The sequence below is a fragment of the Ochrobactrum sp. SFR4 genome, assembly GCF_019730395.1.
Lineage (GTDB): Bacteria > Pseudomonadota > Alphaproteobacteria > Rhizobiales > Rhizobiaceae > Pseudochrobactrum.
Map to the genome: position 1 here is coordinate 1 of NZ_JAAPBB010000342.1, position 370 is coordinate 370.

The 370-nt window shown below is 56.8% G+C and carries 1 protein-coding gene; it reads right to left on the reverse strand.

Features of this window, described 5'->3' with window-relative positions:
- Positions 1-342 (reverse strand): ABC transporter ATP-binding protein (locus HBA93_RS19280; protein ID WP_353619408.1); only part of this gene is annotated, 342 nt, incomplete at its 3' end.
- Between the last annotated feature and the right edge of the window lie 28 nt (positions 343-370).

Genomic DNA, 370 nt, shown 5'->3' on the forward strand with positions numbered 1-370 from the left:
GCGGATAACCTCATCGTCCAAAATCTCTGCAGGTTTGCCATCCGCAACCAGGCGGCCGTCTTTCACCAAAAGCAATCGTGTGCACCAGCGTGCCGCTAACCCCAGATCATGCAACGTGCAGATAATACTGCGACCACTCTCTGCCAGATCGCGGAATATCTGCATCAGACTAAGTTGGTGTGACGGATCAAGTCCGGCCACCGGCTCGTCAGCCAGCATCAAGGGTGTGCCTTGCGCAAGTGCACGGGCAATCAGAACCCGCGCCTGCTCACCGCCGGACAATTCCCGTGCCGGTTTATCGCGCAGATGCCCGATTTCCAGTGCCTTAATGGCCTTTTCCACCAATTGCTGATCCTGCATGCCCAAACCG